Origin of the sequence: Arthrobacter sp. zg-Y1116 (assembly GCF_024385485.1) — a bacterium.
Classification (GTDB): domain Bacteria; phylum Actinomycetota; class Actinomycetes; order Actinomycetales; family Micrococcaceae; genus Arthrobacter_B.
In genome coordinates this window covers 635,786-662,749 of record NZ_JANFLR010000004.1, presented here as the reverse complement: position 1 = coordinate 662,749, position 26,964 = coordinate 635,786, and the positions used below count along the sequence as shown (strand labels likewise).

General features: G+C 66.1%; 27 protein-coding genes. 3 read left to right on the top strand and 24 right to left on the bottom strand.

Annotated elements, in window-relative coordinates; translation table 11 throughout:
• Positions 1-86: 86 nt before the first annotated feature.
• From NNX34_RS14430 to truB, 8 genes are all read right to left on the bottom strand, one after another.
• Positions 87-1,487 carry a M16 family metallopeptidase gene (locus tag NNX34_RS14430; RefSeq protein ID WP_370647279.1) on the bottom strand — a complete coding sequence of 467 codons (1,401 nt, stop codon included), beginning with the start codon at positions 1,485-1,487 and terminating at the stop codon, positions 87-89.
• The gene (locus tag NNX34_RS14425) at positions 1,488-3,713 is read right to left on the bottom strand and encodes a polyribonucleotide nucleotidyltransferase (RefSeq protein ID WP_227924486.1); all 2,226 of its coding nucleotides are present in this window, start codon (positions 3,711-3,713) and stop codon (positions 1,488-1,490) included. It abuts the gene before it with no gap.
• A 337-nt stretch (positions 3,714-4,050) separates the two neighbouring features.
• On the bottom strand, positions 4,051-4,320 hold the full coding sequence (gene rpsO, locus NNX34_RS14420) for a 30S ribosomal protein S15 (RefSeq protein WP_146363312.1): 270 nt from the start codon (positions 4,318-4,320) through the stop codon (positions 4,051-4,053).
• A 132-nt stretch (positions 4,321-4,452) separates the two neighbouring features.
• Positions 4,453-5,436, bottom strand: coding sequence for a bifunctional riboflavin kinase/FAD synthetase (locus NNX34_RS14415; RefSeq protein ID WP_255767179.1), 984 nt, complete (start codon positions 5,434-5,436; stop codon positions 4,453-4,455).
• A 106-nt stretch (positions 5,437-5,542) separates the two neighbouring features.
• Positions 5,543-6,190, bottom strand: coding sequence for a DUF4345 domain-containing protein (locus NNX34_RS14410; RefSeq protein WP_255767178.1), 648 nt, complete (start codon positions 6,188-6,190; stop codon positions 5,543-5,545).
• 83 nt (positions 6,191-6,273) lie between these two features.
• Complete coding sequence (locus NNX34_RS14405; protein WP_255767177.1) at positions 6,274-6,723, bottom strand: hypothetical protein; 450 nt, start codon at positions 6,721-6,723, stop codon at positions 6,274-6,276.
• Complete coding sequence (locus NNX34_RS14400) at positions 6,720-7,088, bottom strand: hypothetical protein (RefSeq protein WP_227924482.1); 369 nt, start codon at positions 7,086-7,088, stop codon at positions 6,720-6,722. The genes NNX34_RS14405 and NNX34_RS14400 overlap by 4 nt, the downstream gene beginning before the upstream one ends.
• Positions 7,089-7,997 carry a tRNA pseudouridine(55) synthase TruB gene (gene truB, locus NNX34_RS14395; RefSeq protein ID WP_255767176.1) on the bottom strand — a complete coding sequence of 303 codons (909 nt, stop codon included), beginning with the start codon at positions 7,995-7,997 and terminating at the stop codon, positions 7,089-7,091. It abuts the gene before it with no gap.
• Between the two features lie 76 nt (positions 7,998-8,073).
• On the opposite strand from truB, the gene NNX34_RS14390 reads away from it, so the two are divergent.
• Positions 8,074-9,219: a pyridoxal phosphate-dependent aminotransferase gene (locus NNX34_RS14390; protein ID WP_255767175.1), complete on the top strand. Its 1,146-nt coding sequence runs from the start codon at positions 8,074-8,076 to the stop codon at positions 9,217-9,219.
• Positions 9,220-9,298: 79 nt separating this feature from the next.
• Here the strand turns inward: NNX34_RS14390 and rbfA are convergent, their stop codons facing one another.
• From rbfA to rimP, 5 genes are all read right to left on the bottom strand, one after another.
• Positions 9,299-9,772, bottom strand: coding sequence for a 30S ribosome-binding factor RbfA (rbfA, locus tag NNX34_RS14385; RefSeq protein WP_255767174.1), 474 nt, complete (start codon positions 9,770-9,772; stop codon positions 9,299-9,301).
• Between the two features lie 72 nt (positions 9,773-9,844).
• Positions 9,845-12,754, bottom strand: coding sequence for a translation initiation factor IF-2 (gene infB, locus NNX34_RS14380; protein WP_255767173.1), 2,910 nt, complete (start codon positions 12,752-12,754; stop codon positions 9,845-9,847).
• Between the two features lie 132 nt (positions 12,755-12,886).
• On the bottom strand, positions 12,887-13,282 hold the full coding sequence (locus NNX34_RS14375; RefSeq protein WP_227924581.1) for a YlxR family protein: 396 nt from the start codon (positions 13,280-13,282) through the stop codon (positions 12,887-12,889).
• Between the two features lie 48 nt (positions 13,283-13,330).
• Positions 13,331-14,302: a transcription termination factor NusA gene (gene nusA / locus NNX34_RS14370; RefSeq protein ID WP_227924477.1), complete on the bottom strand. Its 972-nt coding sequence runs from the start codon at positions 14,300-14,302 to the stop codon at positions 13,331-13,333.
• A complete protein-coding gene (gene rimP, locus NNX34_RS14365) occupies positions 14,303-14,929 on the bottom strand; it encodes a ribosome maturation factor RimP (RefSeq protein WP_370647078.1) in 627 nt (208 codons plus the stop codon). It lies immediately after the preceding gene.
• 86 nt (positions 14,930-15,015) lie between these two features.
• Here rimP and NNX34_RS16205 point away from each other — a divergent pair, with 86 nt between their 5' ends.
• Together NNX34_RS16205 and NNX34_RS14355 are read left to right on the top strand one after the other, a co-directional pair.
• Entirely contained in the window at positions 15,016-16,236 is a 1,221-nt protein-coding gene (locus NNX34_RS16205) for a DUF4439 domain-containing protein (RefSeq protein ID WP_255767171.1), read from the top strand.
• A gap of 78 nt (positions 16,237-16,314) precedes the next feature.
• The gene (locus NNX34_RS14355; RefSeq protein ID WP_255767170.1) at positions 16,315-17,301 is read left to right on the top strand and encodes an aminoglycoside phosphotransferase family protein; all 987 of its coding nucleotides are present in this window, start codon (positions 16,315-16,317) and stop codon (positions 17,299-17,301) included.
• On the opposite strand, the gene NNX34_RS14350 is transcribed toward NNX34_RS14355, so the two are convergent.
• From NNX34_RS14350 to NNX34_RS14300, 11 genes are all read right to left on the bottom strand, one after another.
• Complete coding sequence (locus NNX34_RS14350; RefSeq protein ID WP_227924473.1) at positions 17,298-18,095, bottom strand: TSUP family transporter; 798 nt, start codon at positions 18,093-18,095, stop codon at positions 17,298-17,300. The two genes, NNX34_RS14355 and NNX34_RS14350, sit on opposite strands and share 4 nt — an antisense overlap.
• Positions 18,096-18,101: 6 nt before the next feature.
• Entirely contained in the window at positions 18,102-19,901 is a 1,800-nt protein-coding gene (locus NNX34_RS14345; RefSeq protein WP_255767282.1) for a proline--tRNA ligase, read from the bottom strand.
• 170 nt (positions 19,902-20,071) lie between these two features.
• Positions 20,072-20,788, bottom strand: a complete 717-nt coding sequence (locus tag NNX34_RS14340) for a hypothetical protein (protein ID WP_255767169.1) — start codon at positions 20,786-20,788, stop codon at positions 20,072-20,074.
• Positions 20,789-20,858: 70 nt separating this feature from the next.
• Positions 20,859-21,566, bottom strand: a complete 708-nt coding sequence (locus NNX34_RS14335; protein WP_255767168.1) for a hypothetical protein — start codon at positions 21,564-21,566, stop codon at positions 20,859-20,861.
• Between the two features lie 140 nt (positions 21,567-21,706).
• A complete protein-coding gene (locus NNX34_RS14330) occupies positions 21,707-22,456 on the bottom strand; it encodes a hypothetical protein (protein WP_255767167.1) in 750 nt (249 codons plus the stop codon).
• Positions 22,457-22,647: 191 nt separating this feature from the next.
• Entirely contained in the window at positions 22,648-23,532 is an 885-nt protein-coding gene (locus NNX34_RS14325; RefSeq protein WP_308219741.1) for a GNAT family N-acetyltransferase, read from the bottom strand.
• Positions 23,507-24,673 carry a flavodoxin-dependent (E)-4-hydroxy-3-methylbut-2-enyl-diphosphate synthase gene (ispG, locus tag NNX34_RS14320; protein ID WP_230026182.1) on the bottom strand — a complete coding sequence of 389 codons (1,167 nt, stop codon included), beginning with the start codon at positions 24,671-24,673 and terminating at the stop codon, positions 23,507-23,509. Before ispG ends, NNX34_RS14325 begins: the two co-directional genes overlap by 26 nt.
• Before the next feature lie 140 nt (positions 24,674-24,813).
• Positions 24,814-25,104 (bottom strand): YciI family protein, encoded by a 291-nt coding sequence (locus NNX34_RS14315; RefSeq protein ID WP_227924459.1) that lies wholly within the window; start codon positions 25,102-25,104, stop codon positions 24,814-24,816.
• 59 nt (positions 25,105-25,163) lie between these two features.
• Positions 25,164-25,517, bottom strand: a complete 354-nt coding sequence (locus NNX34_RS14310; protein ID WP_255767166.1) for a hypothetical protein — start codon at positions 25,515-25,517, stop codon at positions 25,164-25,166.
• On the bottom strand, positions 25,514-26,143 hold the full coding sequence (locus NNX34_RS14305; RefSeq protein ID WP_255767165.1) for a helix-turn-helix domain-containing protein: 630 nt from the start codon (positions 26,141-26,143) through the stop codon (positions 25,514-25,516). Before NNX34_RS14305 ends, NNX34_RS14310 begins: the two co-directional genes overlap by 4 nt.
• Positions 26,144-26,413: 270 nt before the next feature.
• The gene (locus NNX34_RS14300) at positions 26,414-26,881 is read right to left on the bottom strand and encodes a hypothetical protein (RefSeq protein WP_255767164.1); all 468 of its coding nucleotides are present in this window, start codon (positions 26,879-26,881) and stop codon (positions 26,414-26,416) included.
• Between the last annotated feature and the right edge of the window lie 83 nt (positions 26,882-26,964).

The following is a 26,964-nucleotide window of genomic DNA, read 5'->3' as shown; positions in this document are numbered from 1 at the left end:
GGGTACAAGCAGCGCCCGCGGCGGTTAACCGGCAAAGGCACACCCGATCCGCTTGGCGCGGTTCGGGTGTGCCTTTCGTATAACGGCTAGAAGCCCAGTTCGGCCGCTGATTCGAACGGACCCACCACGGTGATGGTGCGGGGCGCGGCGGCCAGTTCGACGGCCAGTTCCTGGACCTGTTCCGCGGTGACCGAATGGATCCGGCGCAGGGACTCATCAATGTCGATGAACTCGCCGCTGACCAGCTCGGCCCTGCCCAGGCGGGACATCCGCGAGCCGGAGTCCTCCAGGCCCAGCACCATGCCGCCGGAGATCTGGCCCAGTGCCTTGGCCAGCTCGGCCGGCTCAACGCCGTCGGCGGCCAGTCGCTCGAGCTCGCTGCCGAGCAAATCGATGACCTGGCGGGTTTTGGCAGGCGAGCAGCCCGCATACATGCCGAAGTAGCCGGCGTCCGCGTACGACGCCGAGAAGGAGTAGGTGGAGTACACCAGTCCGCGCTTCTCGCGGATCTCCTGGAACAGGCGGGAGGACATGCCCCCGCCGAGGATCGTGTTCAGCACGCTCATGGCAAAGCGGCGGTCATCCGTGGCGGTCAGTGAGGGGCAGCCCATCACGATGTTGGCCTGCTCCACCGGACGGTTGATGACGTGGACTCCGGCGGTGCCGGAGATCGACGCCGGCGCGGTGTCCCGGCGCGGCGCGGGCGTTGCCGCCGGGTCCAGTTCCCAGCCGGCGGTCTGCAGCGCCTCCAGCACGAGTGCGCAGACCTGCTCGTGGTCCAGTCCCCCGGCAGCGGTGACTACCAGTTCCTCCGGACGGTAGTACCGCCGGTAATGGTCAAGGACCGCTTCGCGGGACACGCTCCGGATGGCGTCCGGAGTGCCGCCGATGGGACGGCCGAGGGCATGGTCGCCGAGGACGGCTTCGGAAAACTTTTCGTGGCAGAGATCGGCCGGATCGTCATTGTCCATGGCGATCTCTTCGAGGATGACGTCGCGTTCCTGTTCCAGTTCCTCAGGATCCAGGACGGCGGACGTGACCATGTCGGTGATGACGTCAATGGCCATCGGAAGATCGGTATCCAGCACCCGTGCGTAGTAGCAGGTGCTTTCCTTGGCGGTGGCCGCATTGGACTCGCCGCCCACCTCGTCAAACGCCGAGGCGATATCCAGCGCCGAACGGCGGCTGGTGCCCTTGAACAGCAGGTGCTCAAGGAAGTGTGTGGAGCCGTGCCGGCCCGCGGCTTCATCCCGCGAGCCGACACCAACCCAGAATCCGATGGCCGTGCTGCGCTGGCCCGGCATTTCCTCCGTCAGGACCCGGACGCCGCCGGGCAATACCGAACGGCGCACGACGGCGCCTCCCGGAGTGCCGACAACAAGGGTCGGGTCGGAGGAAAGAGTGGTCAGCGGAAGCTGGACAACCGTCCCGTGCCCCTTCGGTGAGGAAGGGGACACGGGACGGTTTCCATCGGAGTAGTCCGGCATTTACTCTGCAGACTCGGTTTCTGCTGCTTCTTCGCCTTCGGCGTCTTCAGCAACCACCGGGGAGAGCGAAAGCTTTCCGCGGTCGTCGATCTTGGTGATTTCCACCTGGACCTTCTGGCCCACGGAGACGACGTCGTCGACGTTGTCCACGCGCTTGCCGCCGGCGAGCTTACGCAGCTCGGAGATGTGCAGCAGGCCATCCTTGCCCGGGGTCAGGGAGACAAAAGCACCGAAGGTGGTGGTCTTGACTACCGTGCCGAGGTAACGCTCGCCGATCTCGGGGACCTGCGGGTTGGCGATCGCGTTGATCGCCGAGCGGGCAGCCTCGGCGGAGCCGCCGTCGGTTGCGCCGATGAGGACGGTGCCGTCATCTTCGATGGAGATGTCAGCGCCGGTGTCCTCCTGGATCTGGTTGATCATCTTGCCCTTCGGGCCGATGACCTCGCCGATCTTGTCCACGGGGATCTTGACCGAGATGATGCGCGGGGCGAACTCGGAGAGCTCGTCCGGTGCGTCGATCGCGGCCTGCATCACGTCGAGGATGTGCAGGCGGGCTTCGCGGGCCTGCTTCAGTGCTGCTGCCAGCACGGAGGCGGGGATACCGTCGAGCTTGGTGTCCAGCTGGATGGCCGTGACGAACTCGGAGGTACCGGCAACCTTGAAGTCCATGTCGCCGAAGGCATCTTCGGCGCCGAGGATATCGGTCAGGGCTGCGTAGCGGGTTTCGCCGTCAACCTGGTCGGAGACCAGGCCCATGGCGATACCTGCCACCGGAGCGCGCAGCGGCACACCGGCGTTGAGCATGGACAGCGTCGAGGCGCAGACCGAACCCATGGAGGTGGAACCGTTGGAGCTCAGGGCTTCGGAGACCTGGCGGATGGCGTACGGGAATTCTTCACGCGTGGGCAGCACCGGCATCAGGGCGCGCTCTGCAAGTGCGCCGTGGCCGATTTCGCGGCGCTTGGGCGAACCCACGCGGCCGGTCTCACCGGTGGAGTACGGCGGGAAGTTGTAGTTGTGCATGTAGCGCTTGCGCGTTACCGGCGACAGCGAGTCGATCTGCTGTTCCATCTTCAGCATGTTCAGCGTGGTGACACCCATGATCTGGGTTTCGCCGCGCTCGAAGATGGCCGAACCGTGCACGCGGGGCAGAACCTCTACCTCGGCGGTGAGCTGACGGATGTCCGTCAGGCCGCGGCCGTCGATACGGACCTGCTCCTTGAGGATGCGCTGGCGCACAACCTGCTTGGTGACGGAACGGAATGCGGCGGAGACTTCGCCTTCGCGGCCTTCGAACTTCTCAGCCAGTGCGGCCTTGACTTCGTTCTTCAGCTCGTCGGCGGCGGCGTCGCGCTCCTGCTTGTCGGCGATCGAGAAGACCTTGGCCAGCTTCTCGCCGGCAGCGGCTTCAACGGCCTCGTACACGTCATCCTGGTAGTCCAGGAAGATCGGGAACTCGACGGTGGGCTTGGCGGCGCGGGCAGCCAGGTCCGACTGGGCGTCGCACAGGACCTTGATGAACGGCTTTGCCGCTTCCAGGCCTTCTGCAACAACCTCTTCGGTCGGGGCGGTGGCGCCCTCTTCCTTGATGAGGTTCCAGGCGTTGTCGGTGGCTTCGGCTTCCACCATCATGATGGCGACGTCGTCACCGGCAATGCGGCCGGCAACCACCATTGAGAACACGGCGCGCTCCAGCTCGGAGTGCTTCGGGAACGCAACCCACTGGCCGTCGACCAGGGCAACGCGGACGCCGCCGATCGGGCCGGAGAACGGCAGGCCGCTCAGCTGGGTGGACATGGAGGAAGCGTTGATCGCAACCACGTCGTAGAGAACGTCCGGGTTGATCGCCAGGACGGTGACGACAATCTGGACCTCGTTGCGCAGGCCCTTGACGAATGCGGGGCGCAGCGGGCGGTCCATCAGGCGGCAGGCCAGGATGGCTTCGGTGGACGGGCGGCCTTCGCGGCGGAAGAACGAGCCCGGGATGCGGCCGGCAGCGTACATACGCTCCTCGACGTCCACGGTCAGCGGGAAGAAGTCGAAACCTTCACGCGGGGACTTACCGGCGGACGTGGCCGAGAGCAGGGCGGTGTCTTCGTCAATGTAGACCATCGCCGAACCGGCTGCCTGCTGGGCAAGGCGGCCGGTTTCGAACCGGATGACGCGCTTGCCGTACTTGCCGTTGTCAATAACGGCTTCTGAGAACTGAATTTCGGGACCCTCCATATGAGAGTCACCTCCGTTTCTTCTGTGGGCGGAGGCACCCAGCACCGTATCGAACTTCTTTCCGCGCGGCACGGGCCGCACGTTCAACACCCGGTCTTCGATCGAGGTCCTCGGGCAGATTCTCCCGGAGACCACTACCGAGGACCGCGAATGCTGCGATGCTGGCTGACTCCTGTGATGTTTGCTGGTGCTTCTTTTACAGCTGAACTACCTTCGCCGGTCCCCTTCGAGGGGGACCGGAATCAGACAGGTGCGCTTCCGGCTTTCCCGGTGTCCATGCCTGCCTGCGCAAAAGGCGGCTCCCCGTGCAGTGCACAGGTGCCGCCTTTCACAAAGACTATCGACGCAGGCCGAGACGCTCAATGAGCGCACGGTAGCGGGCGATGTCGGTCTCGCGCAGGTAGCTAAGCATGCGACGACGACGACCAACCAGGGCCATCAGGCCGCGGCGGGTGTGGTGGTCATGCTTGTGCGTCTTCAGGTGCTCGGTCAGGTCGAGGATGCGCCGTGAAAGCACAGCAACCTGAACCTCGGGGGAACCGGTGTCCCCTTCAGCGCGAGCGAATTCCCGAATGATCTCCTGCTTGACGGCGGGATCGAGTGCCAATGTAACTCCTAGAGTTGTGCCGTGAGGCCCGAGTCAGCACTTCGCTGCCGGGAATCTTTTTGCCCTGGGGCGTCAGCCCCGGAACATAAAGAAATTCAGCCGCCACGGACCGCAGCCGAATTTGAAACCAGTTTACCTGCCCGGGCCGCTTTCTGTCGAAAGGACCTCGCGGGTGCGTTCGACGTCGAGTCGCATCTGGGCGACCAGCGCGTCGGGCCCGGTGTATGCCACCATGCCCCGCAGCCGGGCCACGAATTCCACCACCACGTGCTGGCCGTACAGGTTGAAGTCCTCCACCTCTTCGGCCGGACGGTCGATGACGTGGGCTTCCACCTGGCGGCTCACACCCTCGAAGGTGGGATTGGATCCCACCGACACGGCGGCGGGCCACCGGGCGCCGGCCTCGTCCACCAGCCAGCCGGCGTAGATGCCGTCGGCGGGGATAAGGCCTGAGGATTCCGGGGCGAGGTTGGCGGTGGGGAAACCCAGTTCGCGGCCGCGTGCCGCCCCGTGCACCACTTCGCCGCGCATCCGGTGGGTGCGTCCCAGCAGGCGGGCAGCGATGCGGACATCACCTTCCCGCAGTGCCTCGCGGATCCAGGTGGAGGAACAGCGCCGGCCGGAGTCCGGTCCGTCCGGAAGGGCACCGAAATCCTCCACCGCTTCCACGTCGAACCCAAGCTCGCGGCCGAGTCCGCGCATGGTGTCCAGGTCTCCTGCATTGCCCCGTCCGAAGCGGACGTCGTGGCCGATGACGACTGTCTTGACGTGGAGCGCCTCGACCAGGACCGTGCGGACAAATTCCTCGGCGGTCAGGGACGCCAGATCCAGCGTGTAATGCATCATCAGCAGGCCGTCCAGCCCGGTATCCGCCAGCGCCTGCACCCGGTCCACGAGGCCCATGATCAGTTCGGGTGCGCTTTCGGGCCGGTGCACCTGCGCCGGATGGGGATCAAAGGAGATGGCGACGGCGGCGGCATCCTGGGCGCGGGCCACCTTGACCAGGCGGTTGAGCACATGCTGGTGGCCCAGGTGCACCCCGTCGAAGTTGCCGATGGTGATTACTGTCGGACCAATATCGGCGGGTATTTCCGCCAGGTCATTCCAGTAGTACACACAGGCTCCTTAACAGCATTTTCCAGCGCCGGTCGAACGGCTGGTCCAGGTTTCCGGGCGGCTTTCGCCGCGCCGGGACCTATCCATTATGTCCGATCTGCGCCGCTTACCGGGAACCGCCCGCAATCCCGGCATCTCCTCCGGCCTGCTGGCTGTATTCGCGGCGCAGGTCGGAGGTCTTGGCGATGAACCGGTGCCAGACCAGCAGCGCCGGCGGGAAAGCCAGCTCAACGATCATCAACACAATGAAGGTGAAATGCGGGGTTCCGGAGAAGGCCCAGGAAAGCACACGGCCGATGCCGCCCAGGAACACCATCAGGCAGACGAGCCAGAGCATGTTCGCCCACTGGAATTTCACGGCAATGGCCACGAACGCCGCACCCACGCCCACCATCATGGCGGCGAAGAACCGGTACTGGCTCTCGAGGGTCGGATCGACCTCTCCCCCGGAACTGTCCGGCAGGCCTGCCGTGCCGGTGATGAGGTTATAGAGGCCGAAGCCGGCCACGAGAATGCCCACCCCGATGACGACGGCGCGGAAAACGCCCCAGTCGTCACTGCTCTTGTAGGGCTTGGCAGCCTTGGGCTGCTTTGCTGCCCTGCCCGGCTTGCCGGACCGCTCCCGGCGGGTCGAGGCGTCAGACGCGGGCACGCCCGGTGTTGATGTCCCCGGCGCCTTCGGTGCCTGGTTTCCCGGGCCGTCCGTGCCCGTGGGGCTGTTCCGGTCGCCCGGTGTCGGCGCTGCGTTGCTCATGGCTCCCCTTTGACGGAGTTGGAACTGAAGTTGTTCCTGCCATCGTCTCACGCACCCGCGCGAATTAGGTAAGCATACTTATTTCATCGGCGCGCGTCTGCGCGGTGCCGGTAAAGCCACCACAACCCGATCATCGGCAGGATCAGCGGCACGTACCCGTAACCGCTGCCGAAGCCGGACCAGACCGTGTCCTCGGGCAGTGCGGCCGGGTCGATCAGGCCGAACACGCCGACGGCCAGCACTCCGACCATTTCCACGCCCACTGCCGCCACGGAGATCCGATAGGCCGTGGCGCCGGAGCGGGCCAGGCCGACGGTCGCCACGATGTAGACCAGGGCGGCAAAAGCGGACAGCAGGTAGGCCAGCGGCGCATGCTCGAACTTGGTGAGGATCTGGAACGCAGCGCGGGCCGACGCCGCCAGCGCGAAAATCGCGTAAACGGCTACCAGCAGGCGGCCGGGTCCAGCGTTGCGGGCCGCCGGAGCGGACATGTCCGCCGACTCGGCGTCGTCGGGATTTATGCTGCGGTTCATAGAAGTGTTGCTCCGTCCCAGATCTGTTCCATCCGGAACAGCATGACAAATACGGTGATTCCCACGGCGGAAAGCACGATGTTGCTCCAGCGGCTGCGGTCCAGGAGCGACCACCAGACCGCACCGACCGGGATGACCAGCGCGGTCAGCAGATAGCCCCAGAACTCCCAGGCTTCGCCGGCGATCCCTTCCCCTCCGGCGAGGCGGATCAGGGAAGCGGCGCCGTAGACCAGCAGGAAGAGTTCGACGGCGGCCGCAGACAGGATGGTGAGGTCGTTTGGTCCCTGCTTCAGGACGGCGGCACCGATGCACAGCACCACGGACACCAGGCAGACGAGGGAACCAACGAGGAACAGCGGGTCCATTTACGCCTTCTCGTTTCCGGGTGTGAAGACCAGCAGTGCCTTCGCCTGCTCACCCTTGTCCTCGAGCAGTCCCACCGCCCGGCCGTCCGGATCGATGGCCGCGACCGGTCCCGGCTGTCCGGTGCCGGTGGCGCTGATCCGGCGGCCGTGCGAGAGGTCCTCGGCTTCGGCTGCGGACAGGCGGCGTACCGGGAAGAGGTCGGCGGCGGCGTCGTCGAGGTCCAGGACCCGCAGGTCCTCGGCCAGTTCCTCGAGGGTGGAGGCCTGGTCCAGGCTGAACGGTCCCACGCACGTGCGGCGCAGCGCGGTCAGGTGCCCGCCGACGCCGAGCGCGGCACCGAGGTCACGGGCGAGGGCGCGGATGTAGGTGCCGGAGGAGCAGTCGACGGTGACGTCGACGTCGCGCAGCCGCCCGCCGTTCTCGCGCCGGATGGCGTGGACCTCGAACCGGGAGACGGTAACCGGCCGCGCGGGCAGGTTCACTTCGCCGCCGGCGCGGACCTTTGCGTAGGAACGTTCCCCGTTGACCTTGATCGCGCTGACGCTGCTGGGGACCTGCTGGATGTCGCCCGTCAGGTTCGCCACCGCAGCCCGGATTTCCTTGTCCGTCACGGCGGCGGCAATGGTTTCGGCCGTGACTTCGCCCTCGGCGTCGTCCGTGACGGTCGACTGGCCGAGCCGGATGGTCGCTTCGTAGGTCTTGGTGGTGCCGACAATGTAGGTCAGCAGGCGCGTGGCCTTGTTGATGCCGACCACCAGCACGCCGGTGGCCATCGGATCCAGGGTGCCCGCGTGTCCGACCTTCCGGGTGCCCGCCAGCCTCCGCAGGCGTCCGACCACGTCATGGCTCGTCCATCCCTGCGGCTTGTCCACAATAATCAGTCCTGAACGGACCTGCCCTGAATTCACGCCTTTCAGTATATGTTGCGGCGACCGGCGTCCGTTCCGCACCGCTGCCGCCCGCAGGCGGCGATAGCATTCGGATATGGCACAGCTCTCACCCCACGTCCGGAAAGTCCCGGCCAACCAGATCCGCCAAATCACCCAGGCCGCCTGGGCGAAGCCGGATGCGATTGTCCTGAGCATCGGCGAGCCCGGCTTCCCCACCCCGGGGCATATCCTCGACGCCGCCCGGGCCACGCTGGACCGGGATGAGACCGGTTACACCCCTAATGCGGGGATCGCTCCCCTGCGCTCCGCCTTCGCCCGGCATGCGGGTGCCGCCTGCGGGAAAGAGATCAGCGCTGAGCGCGTCTTCGTTACGTCGGGGGCGCAGCAGGGCCTGCATTTGGCCATGAGCCTGCTCCTGGACGCCGGAGACGAGATCCTGGTGCCGAACCCGGGATACCCGACGTTCGCGATGACCGCCGAACTCCTGCATGCAGTGCCGGTGGCGTATCCCCTGTATCCGGAGCACGGGTTCCAGCCGAGGATCGAAGACATCGAAGCCCTGCTCACGCCGCGCACGCGGGTGCTGCTGCTGAATTCCCCGTCCAACCCGCTGGGGGCCGTGTTCAGCGGGGAACTGACCCGTGCGCTGGTGGAGCTGGCGCGGCGGCACGACCTGTGGATTCTTTCGGACGAGTGTTACGAGGCGTTCACCTTCGATGTGCCGCATGTGAGCCCCCTGGCGTTCGACGGCGACGCCGGGGAACGCGTGATCACTTCCCTCACCCTGTCCAAGACCTACGGCCTGACCGGCCTGCGCATCGGTGCGCTGGTGCTGCCCAAGGGACTGGAACCGGTCCTGAGCACGGTCATGGAGTCCATCGTGTCCTGTGTGGCCTCCCCCTCGCAGTATGCGGCCCTGGCCGCGCTCACCGGGCCGCAGGACTACGTAGACATGGCGTCCGCGCATTACCGGGCCAACCGGGATGCCGCCTGCTCCGTCCTTGCCGGGAAGGGAATCCGGTATCTCGAGGCACGCGGCGCCTTCTACCTCTGGGCGGACGTCTCCCATGCGACCGGAGGAAACGTCCGGGACTGGGCCCTCCGCTTCCTGGACGAGCACGGCGTCGCCGTAGCCCCGGGTACTGCGTTCGGATCCATCGGCGAGGGCTGGATCAGGATTGCGCTGTGCGGGGACCGCGCGGAGCTGCTGGAAGGCGTGAGCCGGCTGCCGGAGCCCTGAGTCTGCGTAAGGCAGGTTGGGCAGCAAAAAGGGAGCGGCCCCGTAAAACGGAACCGCTCCCTTTTTGAGGGTCTAGGACCTACTTCGCGTCCGAGTCGACCGGAGCATCGGATTCGAGGTCTTCGTCGAAGTCCTCTTCGTCCTTGCGGTACGGATCGGCGTCGCCTGCGTAGCTGGCACCTTCCTTGAGCGCTGCCAGTTCGGCGTCGCGCTGCTTGGCTGCCCGGATCAGTTCCTCGAGGTGGCCGGCGTTAACCGGGATCTCGTCGGCAACGAATTCAAGCGTGGGGGTCAGGCGGACAGTGATGTTCTTGCCCACCTCGGCGCGCAGGATTCCGCGTGCGGATTCCAGGGCTGCCTTGGTATCTGCCTGCTGCTCTTCGTCGCCGAAGACCGTGTAGTACAAAGTGGCGTGCTGCAGATCATTGGTGACCCGTGCATCGGTGATGGTCACGAATCCCAGCCGGGGATCCTTGATCCGCCGCTCGAGCGCCTGGGCAACTACTACCTTGATACGGTCAGCGAGTTTCGCAGCGCGTGCTGGATCTGCCATTACCTCTCCTTACTAAGACTGGAAACATGTATCCGCAGGCCGCCGGGAGACCCGGCGGCCTGCGGCCACGGATTAGACGCGCGGCTTCTCGCGCATCTCGAAGGTCTCGATGATGTCGCCTTCGCGCACGTCGTTGAACGAGCCCAGGCCGATACCACATTCGAAGTCCGTCCGGACCTCAGTGGCGTCGTCCTTGAACCGCTTGAGCGAGTCCACGGTGAGGTTGTCACCGATGAGCTTGCCGTCGCGGGTGACCCGTGCCTTGGCGTTGCGGCGAATAACACCGGAGCGGACGATCGAGCCGGCGATGTTTCCGAACTTGGAAGAACGGAAGACTTCGCGGACCTCGGCGGTGCCGAGCTGGACTTCCTCGTACTCGGGCTTGAGCATGCCCTTGAGTGCGAGCTCAATGTCATCGATTGCTGCGTAGATGACGGAGTAGAAGCGCATGTCCACGCCTTCGCGCTCTGCCAGGTCGGCAACGCGCTCGGCCGGCTTGACGTTGAAGCCGATGATGACGGCGTTGTCCACCGTCGCCAGGTTGACGTCGTTCTGCGTGATGGCACCGACGCCGCGGTGGATGACGCGCAGCTGCACGCCTTCGCCGACGTCGATCTTGAGCAGCGAGTCTTCCAGGGCTTCGACTGCACCGGAAACGTCACCCTTGAGGATGAGGTTGAGGGTGTCGACCTTGCCGTCAGCAACGGCCTGGTCGAAGTCCTCGAGGCTGATGCGCTTGCGGCGCTTGGCCAGTGCGGCGTTGCGGTCCGCAGCCTCACGCTTTTCAGCGATCTGGCGGGCGGTGCGCTCGTCGTCGGTAACGAAGAACGTGTCGCCGGCGCGGGGAACGTTGGACAGGCCGAGCACCTGGACCGGACGCGAGGGTCCGGCTTCGGTGACGTTGTCGCCGTTCTCGTCGAACATGGCACGGACACGGCCGTGGGCCGTACCCGCCACGATGGTGTCGCCGACCTTCAGCGTTCCGGACTGGACCAGCACAGTTGCTACTGCACCGCGGCCCTTGTCCAGGTTGGCTTCGATCGCGATACCGCGGGCGTCCTTGTTCGGGTTGGCGCGCATGTCCAGGGCAGCATCCGCGGTAAGCAGAACGGCCTCGAGCAGGGCGTCGATGTTGAGGTTCTGGCGGGCAGAGACCTCCACGAACATGGTGTCGCCACCGTATTCTTCGGGAACCAGTCCGTATTCGGTCAGCTGGCCGCGGACCTTCTCCGGGTTGGCGCCTTCCTTGTCGATCTTGTTCACTGCGACCACGATCGGCACGTTGGCTGCCTGTGCGTGGTTGAGTGCTTCCACCGTCTGCGGCATAACGCCGTCGTCGGCTGCAACAACCAGGACCGCAATGTCGGTGACCTTGGCACCACGGGCACGCATGGCGGTAAACGCCTCGTGGCCCGGAGTATCAATGAAGGTGACGGCCCGCTCGATGCCCTCGTGATCGAAGGCGATCTGGTAGGCACCGATGTGCTGGGTGATACCGCCGTGTTCGCCTTCCACAACGTTCGAGTTGCGGATGGCGTCCAGCAGGCGGGTCTTACCGTGGTCAACGTGACCCATGACGGTGACTACCGGAGGACGTGCCTCAAGCTGGTCGTCGCCTTCGGCTTCCAGTTCTGCCTCGAAGTCGATGTCGAACGTGCTCAGCAGTTCGCGCTCTTCGTCTTCCGGCGAGACAACCTGGATCTTGTAGCCCAGCTCCGTACCCAGTACGCCGAACGTCTCTTCGTCCAGGGACTGCGTGGCCGTTGCCATTTCACCGAGGTGGAACAGTACGGTCACCAGTGCTGCGGGGTTGGCCTCAATCTTGTCGGCGAAGTCCGTGATGGACGCACCGCGGCGCAGACGGACAACGGTGTTGCCGTCGCCGCGGGGTACCGAAACGCCACCCAGCGACGGAGCAGACATCTGCTCCAGTTCCTGCCGCTTGGCCCGCTTCGACTTGCGCTGCTTGCCGCGTCCTGCGCCGCCCTTGCCGAAAGCACCGGCAGTGCCGCCGCGTCCGCGGCCGCCCTTGCCGAAGCCGCCGCCAACCGGGGCGCCGCCGCCGCCGGTACCCGGGGCTCCGCCCGGTCCGCGGCGGGGTCCGCCGCCTGCACCGGGACGGCCCGGAGCTGCGGGACGTTCAGTGCGGTTGGGCATCATGCCCGGTGTGGGGCGTGCGCCGCCGGCGCCTGCTCCTGCCGGACGGGGAGTGCCCGGACGCGGTGCGCCGGGACGGGGAGCGCCGGGACGCGGAGCACCCGGACGCGGTGCGCCGGGACGGGGTCCACCTGCACCGGCTGCGGGACGGGGGCCTGCGGCACCCGGCGTACCGGGACGTTCGGCCTCATCGCGGCGTCCACCCGGACGCGGCATGCCCTGCGAGGTAGCGAAGGGGTTGTTGCCCGGACGCGGTGCGCCGGTACCCCGTTCGCCGTCGCCGCGGCCACGCGGACGCGGCATGCCCTGGGAAGGCGCAAACGGGTTGTTGCCGGGGCGGGGTCCGCCACCGCCCGGGCGGGGTGCGCCGGGGCGGGGTGCCGAAGAGGCGGATGCCTTGGCGGCGTCTTCCTTGCCGGCTTCGGGTGCAGCGGGTTCCGCGGCGGGAGCCGGTGCTGCCGGAGCCTCGGCTGCGGGTGCAGCCGGCGCTGCCGGTGCCGGAGCGGCCTCAGCGGGAGCTGCCGGTGCCGGAGCGGCGGGCTGCTCTGCTGCGGGAGCTGCCGGGGCAGGCTTCGCGGAGCCGGGCTTGGGGGACGGGGCCGAAGGCTTGGACGCGGAAGCGTCAGCCTTGGCGGGGGCTGCCGGGGGAGCAGCAGCCTTGTTTTCAGACGCCGGGAAGGCGCCTCGAAGTTTCTTGACTACCGGGGCCTCAATAGTTGATGAGGCGGAACGGACGAATTCGCCCAGTTCCTGCAGTTTTGCAACTGCATCCTTCGAGGTAATGCCGAGCTCTTTAGCAAGCTCGTGTACGCGGACCTTGGCCACATTTCTCCTGTCTCGGTCCGCACCGAGCCAGGTACGAACCGTCTATTTACTGTGGGCTTCCACTGCAGTTGCAGCGGGGCCCATCGCAGAGCACAACAAAGTACTCATCGCTGGGTACTCATCGGGTTTCCATCAGATTTCTGACCCGCTTTCAGGTTGGACGGTTTTGAGTCCGTTCCCGGTCGGAACGTCCTCAAGGGCCTTGAACCAACGTTCAACGTCCGATATTTCCACGGAACCCCTAAAGGCCCGCGGAAAGCCCGAACGTTTCACTGCCAATCTCAGGCATGCCGTGTCGGGGTGCAACCAGGCACCCCTTCCAGGCATTCGGTGGTCCTCGTCGACACGGACGGCGTTGCCGCCTTCCATGCTGACACGGACCAACCGCAGCAGAACAGCTTGGTCATCCTTTTTCCTGCACCCTATGCACGTTCGCAATGGAACGTGCCTGGATACCCGATTTCCCGCGGCAGCGCCGGAAGCGGCTGCCGATGAATGGGACGCGGAGGGTGACCCGGCCTTATACATTCTAGCGCCTTTCTTGTCCGGCGCTGCATCCGCTTCCGGCACCGGAGCCTAGGAGGCCTTCGCGTCGGAAACGATATCGATCCGCCAGCCGGTCAGCTTGGCCGCGAGGCGGGCATTCTGGCCTTCCTTGCCGATCGCCAGGGAGAGCTGGTAGTCGGGAACCACAACGCGTGCGGACCTCAGGTCCTCGTCCGTAATGGTCACGGAGTTCACGCGCGACGGTGAGAGGGAGTTGGCGATGAACGTCGCCGGATCCTCGCTGAAGTCGACGATGTCGATCTTCTCGTCATGCAGTTCGTTCATGACCGCACGCACGCGGGAGCCCATCTCACCGATGCAGGCGCCCTTGGCGTTGATGCCGGGGACGTTGGCCTTGACGGCAATCTTGGAACGGTGTCCTGCTTCGCGTGCCAGCGCCACGATTTCCACGCTGCCGTCGGCAATTTCCGGAACTTCGAGTTCGAAAAGCTTGCGGACCAGGCCGGGGTGGGAGCGGGACAGCGTGATGGACGGACCCTTGAAGCCGCGGCGCACGTCAACGACGAACGCGCGCAGGCGGGAACCGTGGAGGTACTTCTCCCCCGGAACCTGCTCGGGCGGGGGCAGCAGTGCCTCCACCGAACCGAGGTTCACCTGGATCATGTGCGGGTTGTTGCCCTGCTGGATCTGGCCGGAGACCAGTTCGCCTTCGCGGCCCTTGAACTCGCCCAGGATGTTGTCATCCTCGACATCGCGCAGGCGCTGCAGGATGATCTGCCGGGCCGTGCTGGCGGCGATCCGGCCGAAGCCGGCCGGGGTGTCGTCGAACTCCCCCACCGTGGATCCGTCGTCGTCGAGCTCAGCAGCCCAGATGGTTACGTGACCGGTCTTCCGGTCCAGTTCCGCCCGCGCCTGCTCCTGGGCGCCGTTGGTCTTGTGGTAGGCAACCAGCAGAGCCTGCTCAATGGTCGGCACCAGCAGATCCAGGGGGATCTCCCGTTCGCGTTCCAGCAGCCTCAGCGCACTCATATCTATTTCCATCTAGGCCTCCTCAGCTGTGGTTTCATCATCCGGGGCGTCCTCGCCTACCGGGTCGTCTTCAAGGTGGGCGAATTCGACTTCAACGCGCCCCTTGCGGATGTCGGCGAATGCCAGGCGGACCGGGTCCCCCTGTTTGGCCTTCATCCCTTTCTTGACCGGGAGTTCCGGTATCAACGTAATGCCGTCGTCTTCGACGGAGATCAGCCGTCCCATCACGTCGTCCCCGCGCTCAACGGAAACGGACACCATCCGGCCTGCGTTGCGGCGCCAGTGGCGCGGCTCGGTGAGGGGACGGGAAACCCCGGGGGACGAAACCTCGAGGTTGTAGGGACGTCCGTCATCGCCCGGATCGTTGTCCATGGCTTCGGAAATCACTTGGGCTGCGGACGAAATCCTGTCCAGGCTGACGCCTCCGGGCTGGTCCTCGGGAAGGTCCACGATGACGTGGACAGTGCGGTGGGCACCTGCCAGCTTGATCTCGATGTCCTCGAGGAACAAATCCTGCATCTCTACCGTGGGGGCCAGGTAATTCTTGAGCCGCTGCGTCTCCGCGGCTACTTCTGCACGCATCGCATTCCTGCGGTAATCCGACGACGTGTCTTTTTTGGGGTTGGGCCGAACCGCCATAGCTGCCTCCCACTAGATGTTGTTGTAGTCCTAGACTACCGACATTCCTGTGTCCTTGAGGCATCGATGCAGATGAGAGCGCGTTCGTGACATCATCGACTGTTGTGGATGAGCCCCTGGAAAACCCCGGACCCGAGCCCGCGCCTGCCCGCCGGTTCCGCCGTTTGGGTGCCGGGACGCTGCGTCTTGTGTTGTTCCTCGCACTCGGGGCGGTGATCCTCAGCTTCGGCCTGGTGGCCGGTACCGGGGACGGCCGGGAGCGCACCCGTTCCTTCTCGGAAATTGCCCTGGCCGAGGCGCGAACCAGCGCCCGGGCCCTTTCCGCCGAGGCGGGGGCACTGGCCGCTGCCGGGAAAAACCCCGAAGCAGTCGAACTCCTGGCCCAGGCCGAGGGGCTGCGCACTCAGGCTGCCCTTCTGACCAGCACCGGCCGGGAACCGGCCGCTGCCCGGAACACCTTCGAGGAACCGCTCATTGTTTCCGGCTCGGCGGGAAAGGACCGGGCGGGCTCGCCCGCAGTTCCCGAGGCACCGGATGCCAAGGACCTCGAGCCCTATGTGCGGGCACTGGCGGCGTCTGCAACGGCCAACCTCCAGGCAGCGTGGCGGGCGGACGCCGGCACGGCGCGCCTGCTCGCCGCGACCGGGGCCGCCCAGCAGGTCTGGGCCACTCGTACCGCGGGCCTATACGGCCTGGCCTTGCCGGAGACCAACGGCCCGCACACCGGAGATCCGGCTGCCGCAAGCGAAGCAACCGCAGCGCCGGCAGCGGAGAAGAAGTTGTCCAACTGTCCGGATGCCGGCACCGGCGAAAAGACCGCCGACACGGCAGCGGGAACTCCCTCCGGCAGCGCGGCAGCCGGTTCCGCGGCCCCCGACGCAGCCGCTGCCCTGAAGGCCGCCATTGACGCGGAATTCGGCGCCGCCTATGCCTATGAGGTGGCCCTCGCGCAGGATCCTTCCGCCGCAACCCGCGGTGGGCAGTGGCAGACGCGCATGGCCGCGCATCAATCCCGTGGCACGGACGCGGTGGCCTACCTGCCCGGCCTGTGCCTGCCGGCGGTGCCTCCGGTGGCCGCCTACCGCCTGGATGCAGGTTTCCTGCGCAATCCTGCCGACGCCCTGCCCCCACTGGAACAGCAGTTCCCGGCGGTCTACGCTGACCTGGTGGCGTTGAGCGAAGGAGAACTCCGCGGCTGGGCGATCGACCGGCTCGCCGCTGTCTCAGCGGAACTGTATCTGCAGGCCGAAATCGTCCCCGCATCTCCCGGCCTCGACGCCGTCCCGGAGGATCTGCCGTGGAACTGATCCTTCGCCGCCCGCTCCCCCGTTCCGGCGGCCGCCATCCCCGCCGCAGCCGTAGCCGCCACCTCCGAGGAGAACTGCATGGCACCCGCCGTCGTCGTACCTGAGGCCCTGCGCCGACGCTACCTTGGCACCCGGGACGGCCGTACCTGGCTGGCTGGCCTGCCGGGACTGGTGGAGACCAGCCTGGCCGCTTTCCGGCTCGTTCCGGATCCGCCCGGGGCCGCGCCCTGGCACGGGCACGGAGCACTGGTGCTGCCCGTGCGTTCCGCCGACGGGAACCCCGCAGTGTTGAAGTTCCCGTTTCCGCATCCGGAAGCAGCCGCCGAGACGGCTGCCCTGGCCCTCTGGGACGGCAGAGGGGCCGTACGGCTGCTGGACAGGGACGCGGCCGGAACCTGCCTTGTCCTGGAACGCCTCGACCCCGTCCGCACGCTGTTGTCCGTGGACATGGACGCTGCCGTGCGGATCTGGGGTTCGCTCGTACGCCGGCTGAGCCTGCCGGAATCCGATTCGCCCCACTGGGCCGCCGTCCCCTCCCTGGCCCAGCATGCCGAACAGCTCTCGGACGAGCTGCCCGCGGAGTGGGACGCCCTGGGGCGTCCGTTTGAACGCTGGCTGCTGGAGGCCGCGCTGGAGGTCTGCCAGACCCGCGGCGCGGTGGGACGGCGGTCCGGCCGGGACGTCCTGGTCCACGCGGACCTGCACTATGCCAATGTCCTGGCCCGTCCCGGACACCCCGGCGACTACGCCGCCATCGACCCGCAGGCGGTCTTCGGCGAGGCCGAGTACGCCGTGGCTCCGATGCTGTGGAACCGCCTGCATGATCTGGATGCCTCGGCGCCGGAGGAGGCTCTGCTGGCACGGCTGGACGGCCTGTGCGCCGCCGCGGGCCTGGACCGGAACGCGGCGCTGGACTGGAGCGTCCTGCGTGAGGTCACCAACGCGCTGGATTACGTGCGCGAAGGGCAGCACGGCGACGCGCAGCGGTCCGTCTGGGTGGCATCGGCACTGACCGGCCGGCGGCATCCGGGCATTCCGCCGGTGCAGGAGCTGCCGGCCGCCTAGGCGCGGATGTTCTCCACCCAGACGTCGTGGCCAAGCTTGACGATCAGGGCGGCAACGACCACCAGGAAAACTATCCGGATGAACTTGCTGCCCTGCTTGACCGCCATCCGGGCACCGAGATAGCCGCCGATCATATTCGCGAAGCCGAGCACCAGTCCCAGCCCCCAGAGCAGCGATCCGTTCGGAAGGAAAAACGCCAGGGCCCCGAGGTTGGTCGCCATGTTCACGATCTTGGCCTTGGCGCTGGCTGCGAGGAAGTTGTACCCGAGGAGGGTCACCATGGCGATGATCAGGAAGGAACCGGTCCCCGGGCCGATCAGTCCGTCATAGAAGCCGATCACCAGGCCGATACCGGCTGCGGTGCCGTAGTGCCGGCGCCCGGTGTGGCGCAGTTTCGTCAACTCGCCGACGGTGGGCTTGGTTGCAGTGAACACCGCCACCGCCACAAGCGCCACCACGATGATGGGTTTGAAGACCGACGACGGGAGCGAGGCGGCCAGGATGGCTCCGCCGAAGCTCCCGGCCAAGGCAATGCCCGCCATCGGCAGCGCCGTCCGGAGGTCCGGATGGGCCCGCCGGTAATAGGTCACGGCACTGGTGGTAGTGCCGAAAATGGAGCCCATCTTGTTGGTCGCCAGGGCCTGGACCGGGCTGATCCCCGGTACGAGGAGGAGCGCGGGAAGCTGGATCAGCCCGCCGCCGCCCACCACTGCATCCACCCAGCCGGCAGCCAGGCCTGCCACCACCACAAGCGCGATGGTGGCAAGCGTGACCTCCTCGAGACCGGAGACCACGAAGGGCTACTGCGCTGCGGCGCGGCGCACGTACTCCACCGCTTCGGCAACAGGAACGTTCTCGGCGTTCCCGGTGGCACGGTCCTTGATTTCCACGACGCCGTCCGCCAGCCCGCGGCCGACCACCAGGATGGTCGGGACGCCGATCAGTTCCGCGTCGCCGAACTTCACGCCCGGGGATACCTTGGGACGGTCGTCGTAGATGACTTCCAGTCCCGCAGCCTCGAGCTCTTCGGACAGCTGGGCGGCGGCGTCGAAAATCTCGGAGCCGCGACCCGTGGCCACCACGTGCACATCGGCCGGTGCCACCGCGCGGGGCCAGATGATCCCCTTGTCGTCATGGTGGGATTCGGCAAGGGCAGCGACCGCGCGGGTCACGCCGACGCCGTAGGAACCCATGGTGACCGTGGCCAGCTTGCCGTTGCGGTCCAGGACCTTCAGGCCCAGGGCATCGGCGTACTTGCGGCCGAGCTGGAAGATGTGGCCCATTTCGATGCCGCGGGCTGCTTCGAGCGGGCCGGAGCCGTCCGGAGCCTCGTCGCCTTCGCGGACCTCAACGGCCTCAATGGTGCCGTCCCAGGTGAAATCGCGCCCTGCGACCAGGCCGATGACGTGCTTGCCGGACTCGTTGGCGCCGGTGATCCAGCTGGTGCCGGTGACCACGCGGGGATCCACGAGGTACAGCAGACCGGTGGCGGATTCGGTGCCCAGCACGGGCTCGTCGGTGCTCAGCCCCGGGCCGATGTACCCCTTGACCAGGCCGGGGTGCTTCTTGAGGTCTTCGTCCGTGGCGGCGTCGACGGCCAGCTCGCCGCCCATTCCTACATGGGAGCTGATGTTGGCTTCAATGCGCTTGAGGTCGACGGCGCGGTCGCCGGGCACGCCCACAACCACAATGCGGCGTTCCCCGGTGGGCAGGGTGACGGCCAGGACCACGTTCTTCAGGGTGTCTGCGGCAGACCATTCGCCTGCTTCGCGCGGGAAGCGGGCGTTGACGTCGTTTACGAGGGATTCGATGGTGGGGGTGTCGGGAGTGTCCACCACACGGGCTGCCGGCGCGCCGGTGTAATCGATGTCCGCGGGCACCACGGTGGTGACGGCTTCGACGTTGGCAGCGTAACCGCCCGCCGAGCGCACGTAGGTGTCTTCACCCACGGCCATCGGGTGCAGGAACTCCTCGCTCTTGGACCCGCCCATGGCGCCGGAGACAGCCGAGACGACGACGATTTCCAGGCCCAGGCGCTCGAAGATCCGCAGGTAGGCCCCGCGGTGCGCCTGGTAGCTGGCGTCCAGGCCTTCGTCATCCATGTCGAAGGAGTAGGAGTCCTTCATGATGAACTCGCGGCCGCGAAGCAGGCCGGCGCGCGGCCGTGCCTCGTCGCGGTACTTGGTCTGGATCTGGAACAGGGACACCGGGAGGTCCTTGTAGGAGTTGTAGAGGTCCTTGACCAGGAGGGTGAACATTTCCTCGTGGGTCGGTGCCAGCAGGTAGTCCGCGCCCTTGCGGTCCTGCAGGCGGAACAGGTTCTCTCCGTACTCGGTCCAGCGGTTGGAGGTTTCGTACGGCTCACGCGGCAGCAGCGCCGGGAAGTGCACTTCCTGGGCGCCGATGGCGGCCATTTCCTCACGGATGATGTTCTCCACCTTGCCCAGCACCCGCAGGCCCAGCGGCAGCCAGGAGTAGATGCCCGGCGCCGCCCGGCGGATGTAGCCGGCACGGACAAGGAGCCGGTGGCTGGCGACGTCGGCGTCGGCCGGGTCTTCGCGCAGGGTGCGCAGGAAAAGGGTGGAAAGTCGAAGGACCACGCTGGGAATCCGTTTCTGCAGCCAGTCGGCTGCATCTCTCAAGAATGTATGCCCTACTAATCTAACGCGCCCGGCTGTCGATGCCGGACAGGCGTACGACGACGGCGGGGCCGGACCTGCAGCGCAGGTCCGGCCCCGCCGGAATCGGGTAACGCCGGGTGAGGTGCCGGTTACTTCTTTTCCAGCTCGGCGTACACCGCGTTGATGAGTTCCTCGGCCTCGGCTACGGAAGCCTCGGGATCGGAAGCGTTCACGAACCGGGCTGCGATGTTCGTGGTGCCGCTGGCGGCTGCAACCTGGGTGATGCCTTCCTCGATGGTTCCGTTGGACGTGATCGAGTGGAAGGCCTGGGTGGTATCCGCGTCTGTCGACGCGTCAATGCCTTCATTGACCACCGTCGCCTGCCCTCCCGGACCTTCCATGGTGTATTGGGCGCATTCGTCCAACAGTGTGTCGTTGTCCTCGACCTGCTTTTCCAGGACAGCCGGGTCTGAGTGGCTGACGACTGTCAGTGAATCGGTCTCATTGAGCAGCAGGACTGCAATATAGGCGTTGTCCAGCACCTTGTTGACGTTCGTCGAGGCGAGCACGTCGCAGGCCGCCGGCGCTATGGTGATGTTTTCCAGGGGATCGACGGCGTTCATCATGTCCGGGCGCACCGTCTCATCGTTGCCGAGCGGGCCGTCCAGATTCTTGTCCTTCATGACCGCAGCGAGTGCGTCTTCCAGCTCATCCGCCGTGTACTGCTTCTCCCCGACCGCCTGCGTGGCGGGCGTGGGCGAAGACTCTGCCGACGCGGATCCCGAATCGCCGTCGGAGCTGCCGCAGCCCGAAAGTACAACGACACCGGCTACGAGCAGGGCGCCGGCCTTAATGGTTTTCTTCACTTTTCCCCCAGTTTGAAATGCTCCGCGGGCCGATCCGGCCGCGGTTGATGTTGTGTGTGCGTTCACGCCGCTACTTCGATTCGAGCTCGGCGTACACCGCGTCGATGGCTTCCTCCGCGTCGGCGATGGCTGCGTCCTCGTCGGCCGGATCGAACAGGGAAACGCTGACTTGGACGGTGCCCGAGATCCCTATCACGTGGATGGCCGTTCCCTCGGAACCGATTCGGTCAATCGTCGTCCGGTATGCCTGGGTGGTGGGCGCCTCCGTTGAGGCCTCAATCTTCTCCAAAGATGCGGCGAGCTCCGCTTCCCCGTTGGCCATCTGGATTTGCGCACAGTCGGCGACTGCCGTTTCGCTGCCTTCAACCTGCTCTTCAAGGACCGATGCGTCGTCGTAGCTGACCAGTGTCAGCACATCCGAGTCGTTGACACCGCCGAAGGCAAGGTTGCCTTCCTGGATTTTCCTGTCGAAGGTGGACGAAAGCAGGGCAGCGCATTTTTCCGGCTCAATTGAAATGTCCGTGTAGGACGCGTCCTCGAACTGGGGCCGCAGCATCGCATCGTTTTCAACGTCGCCTGTCAGGATCCCGTCCTCCGTGACGGCCACCAACGCGTCTTCCAGCTCATCTGCGGAATACTGGTCCTGGCCGACTGCCAGCGTGGGCGCGGGTGAGGACTCTGCCTCCGCGGATCCCGAATCGCCGTCGGAGCTGCCGCAGCCCGAAAGTACAAAGACGCCGGCTAAGAGCAAGGCGCCGGCCTTAATGGTTTTCTTCACTATTCCCCCATTTTGGATGTTTCTCCGGCCGCAATCCGGCAACATTTCTTTTGTTTTGCCGCCGGCATTGGGCCATGGCTTCCGGATAGGAAGCCCGCTGAGAATCCTAACCACGTGATCCGGCTCACCCTAAATCGGTGCTAGCCCCCAATGCGGTCCAGTACCTCCTCGAGGAGCGGCGCGACGTAGCGGATGCTTTCCTGGGGATCTGCCTCGTGGAGCGTGATCTGTACCGAATTCGTCCCGGACCAAGCGGTCAGTACCACTGACGTCTGCGTGGTGCCGTTGGCGGTCTGGCGGGTGACGTATGCCTGCGACGCGTCGCCGACGGTAGGCATGTCAAGCGCTTCACCAGCCAGGGAAACCGTCCGCCCGTTGGCGGTCAAGCTGTACTCGGGGCAGGACGCGAACTGCCGCTTACTCATCTTGGATTCTTCCGCAACGGCCTCTTCACTGGACCAGCTGATAACGGAGATGGTGTCCGGCATGCCCGGCGCGTTGCCCTCGATAGCCAAGGCACCCATACTGGCCTCGCGGAGAGCCTTCGTCGGATCGATGCCCTCGGTCGGGTTGCAGGGGCTGTACTCGACACCCTTCATGGCCTCCACGCTCCGGGCCGTGTTCTGCTTCAGCTGGGCCTCTTCCAGCACCGTGCCGCCGATGTCCAGATCGGTGTTAACCTCGCTCAGGACGGCGGCCAGCTCCGCACCGCTGAGTGCTCCTGCGCCGGTTCCGGTCGCGGCCGCTCCGCCGTCGCGGGCAGCAGGCTCATCGCCTCCTCCGCAGCCGGTGAGGACCAGGGCCAGCGCCAGACCCGCGCCTGCGGCTCCTGCCCGCCGGGATCCGGCCCGCAATGCGGAACTTGTTGTTTTTGTGGTGAAAGCACTCATCTTCCTGATCCCCCAACGTCGTTGTCGGCGGACAGGGTGCCTGGCCGCGCCTGCACCTCGGAACGGGGCTGCGGGCGTGCCGCCGGCGCATTGCACCTGCTCCCCCGTGCCGAGTGCGTGCCCAGAGCCTACGGCATCCCGGACACCGCGCCGAACAGACCGGCCGGGGCAGGGGCTGGGGCGGGGGCAGGCTAGAAGAGGATGGTTGCGAAGGTACCCACCTGATTGAAGCCGACGGCCTCATACGTGGCACGGGCCGGCGCGTTATAGGAGTTCACATACAGGCTGACAACCGGGGCAACGTCCAGGGCGGCGCCAACGACGGCGGACATGTAGGACCGGCTCAGCCCCTGTCCTCGGTATTCCGGATTCATCCAGACACCCTGCACCTGCACGGCCTGCCGGGAGACCGTACCGAGCTCGGCCTTGAACACCACCCGGCCGGCGGCGTCGAAATCCACCAGCGACTGACGGCGTTCGATCAGGCCCTTGACCCGCTGCCGGTAGTGCCGGTCTCCGTTGGAGACCGGCGAGTAGCCCACTTCTTCCTCGAACATGGCCGTGCAGGCGGGCAGCAGCACATCGAGCTCTTCAAGGCGGGCAGGACGCAGCCCCGGCGCCGCAACGACGGCGGAGGGCTCGGCGATCTGCAGCAGGGGCTGCTCCGGACGGACATCGAACGGCTGCGGGGAAACATTCCGAAGCTCGGACCAGAGGGAGAGCACCGCCTCTGAGGGACCGAAGATGGACGAGAACCGGTTCCGCGACTTGGCCAGATACTGTCCGACCTCCGGGCCGGTATCGGCATCGAGACCGACTGGAACCACGTTCACACCGGACCAGCACGCACCGATCAGCGTGCCGCCGTCGAACACTCCCACAATCCGTCCACCCGCCGAGGTGGGGGCTGCCGTCCGGGCCGTCTCCAAGTGGGAAAGCATGAAAATGTTGGCGACCGGGTCGGCGGCGGCCAGATCCCACAGTGCAACGGTGTCGTCGTCGCGCAGGATCCGCAGCGCCGCACTCGAGGAGGCGCTGCGGATATCGGACTTAGCTGACGGTAACCATGGGGCCACCCGTCCCAGCATCCTCGCCATCGGGTTCTCCCATATCTTCCGCGATCCTCATCGCTTCTTCGATGAGGGTTTCCACAATCTGGTCTTCGGGGACGGTCTTGATAACTTCACCCTTGACAAAGATCTGGCCCTTGCCGTTACCGGAGGCTACACCCAGGTCCGCTTCGCGCGCTTCACCGGGTCCATTTACTACGCAGCCCATCACGGCAACGCGCAGCGGGATGGTCATGCCTTCGAGGCCCGCGGTGACCTGCTCGGCCAGCGTGTAGACGTCCACCTGGGCGCGGCCGCAGGACGGGCAGGAAACGATTTCGAGCTTGCGGGGCCGCAGGTTCAGCGACTGCAGGATCTGGTTTCCAACCTTGATCTCCTCCACCGGAGGAGCGGAGAGGGAAACGCGGATGGTGTCGCCGATGCCCTTGGACAGCAACGCCCCGAAAGCAGTGGCGGACTTGATGGTGCCCTGGAAAGCGGGACCGGCTTCGGTCACGCCCAGGTGCAGCGGCCAGTCGCCGCGTTCGGCCAGCAGTTCGTAGGCACGCACCATGACCACGGGGTCATTGTGCTTTACGGAAATCTTGAAGTCGTGGAAGTCGTGTTCCTCGAAGAGGGATGCTTCCCAGACGGCGGATTCAACCAGCGCCTCCGGCGTTGCCTTGCCGTACTTGGCCAGCAGCCGCGGGTCGAGGGAACCGGCGTTGACGCCGATGCGGATGGAGACGCCCGCGTCCTTCGCGGCATTGGCGATCTGCTTGACCTGGTCGTCGAACTTCCGGATGTTTCCGGGGTTCACACGCACCGCCGCACAGCCGGCGTCGATCGCCGCGAAGACATACTTCGGCTGGAAGTGGATGTCAGCGATCACCGGGATCTGGGACTTCTTCGCAATGATCGGCAGCGCGGCTGCATCATCGGCGCTGGGGCAGGCAACGCGGACGATGTCGCAGCCGGACGCCGTCAGTTCGGCGATCTGCTGCAGCGTCGCGTTGATGTCCGTGGTGGGGGTGGTGGTCATGGACTGAACGCTGATCGGCGAGTCCGAGCCGACTCCAACGGAGCCCACTTTGATCTGGCGGGTCTTGCGGCGGGGCGCAAGCGTGGGCGGCGGTGCAGCTGGCATTCCAAGGTTGACCGAGGTCAAAACGTCCTCCATGTGCCGAAACGGCAGGTATTAGGCTGTGAAGCGCGCGCTAATGAAACGCGCCCTTCCTATTATCACCCCGCCCCGGACAGAGACTGCTGGGGGCGGGCGAATATCACTGTGGGCTTAGAACGTCAGGGCTATGCGAGGTCGGAGAATGCGCCGAGGGCAGGTTTCCAGGCAGTGGTCTTCATGCCGGAAATAGCGCCGACAACGGCGAACGGATCCTGCTTCAGTAGGGCAAGCAGGCCGGTTTCATCCTCTGCAACAACCAACAGCAGCGCTCCGGCGCCGTCCACGAACGCGCCCGCAGACAGGACATGCCCCTCATCCACAAGCTGCTGCAGCCACTGGCGGTGTGCGGGACGGTGCTGGTCGCGGAGTTCGGCCGAATCGGCGTCGTAGACATACTCAACTGCAAAAATACTCATGCCCTAAAGCCTACGGGATGCCCGGACTGCAGCGGGTCAGGGGGCCCGGCAGCGCACGGTTACAGCAGGAACAAGCGGATGGGAACGGCTACTGCCACGGCCCACAGCATGGAGGCCAGCGTGCCGATGATGAAGCGCTCCGCCGCCGCCGGGGTCTCCTTGAGCTCGGCGTACCGTCCAAGCCCCTTCACTGCGACGACGTAGGCGATCGCCACCGGCTCGTCGGCCAGGACCGCTGCGGCCACCGCGAGGCGTTCCAGCACGCCGATCGCCAGCCCGCCGCGGAGGATGGCAGCCGGCGGCGGAGGCGGCGGGTTCTGGACTGCACTGGCCAGGCGCAGCACGCCGGCAGTCACGGGCCAGCCGAGCAGCGCGGCGGCCAGGAGTCCGGTCACAACCCACACAATCGTCATTGATCCGTCCTTCGTTGAGCTGGTCCCGTTCCGCCGGCGAGGTCATCGGCACGCTCCAGCAACACTGCCGCTGCGGGCCGTGCAGCCCATTCCTCCTGCCAGCCACCCCGTCTGGCAGCCTTGCTCACCGCCTGGGAACTGATGCCGAGCTTACGGGCAGCAGCAGTCTGCGAACCCCATTTACCGGGGTCCACGTGCTGCAGGATCCGCCATTCGGCGTCCGTGCGTTCGGCGATCAAGCGGCCGAGCAGGACCAGGACCGCCTCTGCCTCGGGGGCGCCCGGCGATCCCTCCACCGCAACGGGCGGCCGGTCGCCGCTTTTCTTGGCCCGGTCCACCGCCCGGCGGGCCGCGACAAAGGCCGGTCCTCCTGCTGCGCGGGGGCTGGCCGGCAGGGGTTCATGGACCCCTCCGACGCCGACACCCACGTACCAGTCCCCGTCCCGCAGGACCCGTAGAACGGCGTCGGTAGCGGTCCGGGCCGAGTCGCAGACGCCCTGGATCTCATCCCCCACCGACCGTTCGAAGGCCAGCAGCATCGGCAGGTCTGCGAGGGCAGCCAGGAGCTGCGGCACCTTGTCTTCGCTGCCCTGGCTGTTGCGCTGGTCGATCGTGAGGACGAACATGTTGCAACCGTAAGCGTATGCAAATCAGATTGCAACCGTTTATGGGTTCATTCTCTTTTGCAACTCGGCGGGAGGGGTAGCTGCTGAGGCGGGGGCTGGGCCTGGGTCGCGGGGTGCCGTGGCGCGGGCGGCGGGCGGCGGGCGGCGGGCGGCGGGCACAGCGTCCCACCCGGTGGTACTGCTGTGGCGGATGGGACCCCAGCAGCACCCACCTGTCCCAGACAGTGGGACCCTCTGCGGCAGCGCGGCCGGAATTGGAATCCTGAAGGCCTACGCCGTAGGCACGTTCTGACGGGCCAGGCAGGACAGGAGCCGTGCCGGTTCACGGCAGGACACCAGCACGACGCTCGGCCCGCATTCGATCCGAACTGACGGTCCGCCAACCAGGTAGCCTTTGGCCCCCGGCAGGCTCCGGAGCCCCATACCCTCCGTCAGCCCGGTAACCGGTCCTGCTGAGGCCCGCGTGATGTCCCGATACGGAATCTCGGTGGCAAACACCACCGCCACCTGGATCTGCACACTTTCCGGGCCTACCTGGATCCGAGCTGTCATCATCACGACGGCGACGAACACCACGGCTATCAGCACGCCCAGCACGAGCGGCAACGGCCCGGCTTCGAGTGCGGCAAGGATGCTCCCGCCTGCAGCCGTCAAGCCCAGCAGACCCACGATCAGCCGGTACTGTGCCGGCAAACCCGTACGGAAGGTGGTTGTTTCTGCTTCTCTCCCGGAACTCATGCCTGCCATCCTGCCACCCCGTGCCTTGAAACACGTGGATCCGAGGCCCGACTCAGATTCCCTGCGTTTTGTCGCAATCCCTG

Excerpts from the sequence above, each read along its gene's own strand:
- NNX34_RS14430 (WP_370647279.1), bottom strand. The coding sequence starts at position 1,487 with ATGCCGGACTACTCCGATGGAAACCGTCCCGTGTCCCCTTCCTCACCG.
- NNX34_RS14425 (WP_227924486.1), bottom strand. The coding sequence starts at position 3,713 with ATGGAGGGTCCCGAAATTCAGTTCTCAGAAGCCGTTATTGACAACGGC.
- NNX34_RS14410 (WP_255767178.1), bottom strand. The coding sequence starts at position 6,190 with ATGAGCAACGCAGCGCCGACACCGGGCGACCGGAACAGCCCCACGGGC.
- NNX34_RS14405 (WP_255767177.1), bottom strand. The coding sequence starts at position 6,723 with ATGAACCGCAGCATAAATCCCGACGACGCCGAGTCGGCGGACATGTCC.
- NNX34_RS14400 (WP_227924482.1), bottom strand. The coding sequence starts at position 7,088 with ATGGACCCGCTGTTCCTCGTTGGTTCCCTCGTCTGCCTGGTGTCCGTG.
- NNX34_RS14390 (WP_255767175.1), top strand. The coding sequence starts at position 8,074 with ATGGCACAGCTCTCACCCCACGTCCGGAAAGTCCCGGCCAACCAGATC.
- rbfA (WP_255767174.1), bottom strand. The coding sequence starts at position 9,772 with ATGGCAGATCCAGCACGCGCTGCGAAACTCGCTGACCGTATCAAGGTA.
- NNX34_RS14375 (WP_227924581.1), bottom strand. The coding sequence starts at position 13,282 with ATGTATAAGGCCGGGTCACCCTCCGCGTCCCATTCATCGGCAGCCGCT.
- nusA (WP_227924477.1), bottom strand. The coding sequence starts at position 14,302 with ATGGAAATAGATATGAGTGCGCTGAGGCTGCTGGAACGCGAACGGGAG.
- rimP (WP_370647078.1), bottom strand. The coding sequence starts at position 14,929 with ATGGCGGTTCGGCCCAACCCCAAAAAAGACACGTCGTCGGATTACCGC.
- NNX34_RS14355 (WP_255767170.1), top strand. The coding sequence starts at position 16,315 with ATGGCACCCGCCGTCGTCGTACCTGAGGCCCTGCGCCGACGCTACCTT.
- NNX34_RS14330 (WP_255767167.1), bottom strand. The coding sequence starts at position 22,456 with ATGAGTGCTTTCACCACAAAAACAACAAGTTCCGCATTGCGGGCCGGA.
- NNX34_RS14315 (WP_227924459.1), bottom strand. The coding sequence starts at position 25,104 with ATGAGTATTTTTGCAGTTGAGTATGTCTACGACGCCGATTCGGCCGAA.
- NNX34_RS14310 (WP_255767166.1), bottom strand. The coding sequence starts at position 25,517 with ATGACGATTGTGTGGGTTGTGACCGGACTCCTGGCCGCCGCGCTGCTC.
- NNX34_RS14305 (WP_255767165.1), bottom strand. The coding sequence starts at position 26,143 with ATGTTCGTCCTCACGATCGACCAGCGCAACAGCCAGGGCAGCGAAGAC.
- NNX34_RS14300 (WP_255767164.1), bottom strand. The coding sequence starts at position 26,881 with ATGAGTTCCGGGAGAGAAGCAGAAACAACCACCTTCCGTACGGGTTTG.